Annotated in this window: 2 protein-coding genes; one reads left to right on the top strand and one right to left on the bottom strand. The window is 71.1% G+C overall.

The window, feature by feature from the left end:
• Positions 1-25 precede the first annotated feature (25 nt).
• Positions 26-1543: a gamma-aminobutyraldehyde dehydrogenase gene (locus FNQ90_RS19965; RefSeq protein ID WP_182607628.1), complete on the bottom strand. Its 1518-nt coding sequence runs from the start codon at positions 1541-1543 to the stop codon at positions 26-28.
• A gap of 267 nt (positions 1544-1810) precedes the next feature.
• On the opposite strand from FNQ90_RS19965, the gene FNQ90_RS19970 reads away from it, so the two are divergent.
• Positions 1811-2299, top strand: a complete 489-nt coding sequence (locus tag FNQ90_RS19970) for an Lrp/AsnC family transcriptional regulator (protein ID WP_143620341.1) — start codon at positions 1811-1813, stop codon at positions 2297-2299.
• The last annotated feature ends 56 nt before the right edge of the window (positions 2300-2355 follow it).

The raw sequence follows: 2355 nt of genomic DNA on the forward strand, positions 1-2355 counted from the left end.
CGGGTGCGGGCCGGTCCACCGGGGTTCAGCGCGGGGTGAAGACGGTGCGGTGCCAGGGCTTGCGGGCGACGGCGGTGATGTCCTGCATGACGTGCTTGACGGTGGTGTACTCCTCGAAGGAGTAGATCGACATGTCCTTCCCGTAGCCGGAGGCGTCGCGCCCCCCGTGCGGCATCTCGCTGATGATCGGGATGTGGTCGTTGACCCACACGCAGCCGGCGCGCAGCTCGCGGGAGGCGCGGGCGGTGCGGTAGGCGTCGCGGCTCCAGACGGAGGCGGCCAGACCGTAGGGGGTGTCGTTCGCCAGGTCCAGGGCCTCGTCGTCGGTGTCGAAGGGGAGCGCCACCAGCACGGGGCCGAAGACCTCCCGCCGCACGATCTCGGCGTCCCGGGCCACATCGGTGATCAGGGTCGGCCGGTAGTGGGCGCCGCCGGGCGGGGTGTGGGTCGGCATCCGCCCGCCGGTCACCACGCGGGCGCCGGCCCCCCGGGCCCGCTCCACGAAGCCGGCGACCCGGTCGCGGTGGGCCGGGGAGATCAGGGGGCCGATGTCGGTGTCGGGGTCGAAGGGGTCCCCGACCCGCACGCCGGACATGAGGTCGGCGACGCCGCTCACGAAGGCGTCGAACACCGACCGGTGCACGATCGCCCTGGTGGCGGCGGTGCAGTCCTGGCCGCTGTTGATCAGACAGGCGGCCACCGCGCCGTGCACCGCGGCCTCGGGGTCGGCGTCGTCGAACACCACGAAGGGCGCCTTGCCGCCCAACTCCAGGTGGGTGCGCTTGCCCGCTCCGGCCGCCAGGCCGGCGACCCGGTGACCCACCTCGGTGGAGCCGGTGAAGGAGACCATCGCCACGTCGGGGTGGGTCGCCAGGTGCTCCCCCGCGACGGGCCCCTCGCCGGGGACGATGTTGATCACGCCGGGGGGCACTCCCGCGTCCCGGGCCGCTTCCGCGAGCATCACCGAGGTCAAAGGGGTGTTCTCGGCGGGTTTGAGCACCGCGGTGTTGCCGGCGGCCACGGCCGGGAGAACCTTCCACACGGCCATCTGGAGGGGGTAGTTCCAGGGGGCGATCGATCCCACGACCCCCAACGGTTCGCGTCGTACGCCGGAGGTGTGGTCGGGGCTGTACTCGGCGACGGCCAGGCCGTCCAGACGACGTGCGGCCCCGGCGAAGAAGTCGACGTTGTCGACGGAACCGGGCACGTCGAACTCCCGGCTGAGCCGTTCGGGTTTGCCGCACTGCAGGGATTCCGCGAAGACCAGGTCCGGGGCGATCTCCTCCAGGCGGACCGCCAACCGGCGCAGCGCCGTCGAGCGTCCGGCCGGGCCGAGGGCGTCCCACTCCGGTTGGGCCGCCCGGGCGGCGGCCACCGCGGCGTCCACCTCGCGGGGGCCGGCTCCGGCGTAACGCAGCACGACCTCGCCGGTGGAGGGGTCGATCACCTCCTGCTCCCGGCCGTCGGCGTCGGTCACGGGGGCGCCGGCGACGAACGCGGTACCCGCGGCGAAGCGCTCCGCGACATCGAAACGGTGGTCCATCAGGGTTCTCCCGGGGCACGGTGTCGGTGTGGATCGGGATCGGGATCGGAAGGTCGGTACGGGAGCGGCCCGCGATCGGGGTGACGGAAGGGGAAGCGGGGCACCGAACGTGACCGGTCGGTGCCCGCCGGGACATGGACGGGGGCCGGAATGAAAGCCGATCCTGACAGTCGACAGGGCCTTCAACAAGGGATTCGGTTGTTTCTCTTTGGTTAAACGACGGATCCCATTGTCGCGACCTTGCGCGCCCGACTCCGCTCGTGCACAGTGAACCGGGTGGCCCGAGACTCCAGACACACGACCAGTCGCCCCCCGCTCGACCGGGTGTCGCTGGGCATCATCGAGCAACTGCAGCAGGACGGCCGTCGTTCCTACGCCGCGATCGGAAAGGCCGTCGGCCTCTCCGAGGCGGCGGTGCGGCAGCGGGTGCAGAAGCTGCTCGACCAGGGTGCGATGCAGATCGTGGCGGTCACCGACCCGCTCACCGTGGGCTTCCTGCGGCAGGCCATGGTCGGGATCAACGTCGAGGGCGACCTGGAACCGGTCGCGGACGCGCTGGCGGAGATGGACGAGGTGGACTACGTCGTCGTCACCGCCGGTTCGTTCGACCTGTTGGTCGAGATCGTCTGCGAGGACGACGACCACCTGCTCGAGATGATCAGCAAGCGCATCCGCACCCTGCCGGGCGTGCGATCCACCGAGAGCTTCGTCTATCTCAAACTGCGCAAGCAGACCTACGCATGGGGAACCCGATAGCCGTGAGCACGGAACCGCTTCAGACCACCGTCCCCTCCCCCGCGACCCCACCGACC

It is taken from the genome of Streptomyces alkaliphilus, from assembly GCF_014141535.1.
GTDB classification, from domain to species: Bacteria; Actinomycetota; Actinomycetes; order Streptomycetales; family Streptomycetaceae; genus Streptomyces; species Streptomyces alkaliphilus.

Excerpts from the sequence above, each read along its gene's own strand:
- FNQ90_RS19965 (WP_182607628.1), bottom strand. The coding sequence starts at position 1,543 with ATGGACCACCGTTTCGATGTCGCGGAGCGCTTCGCCGCGGGTACCGCG.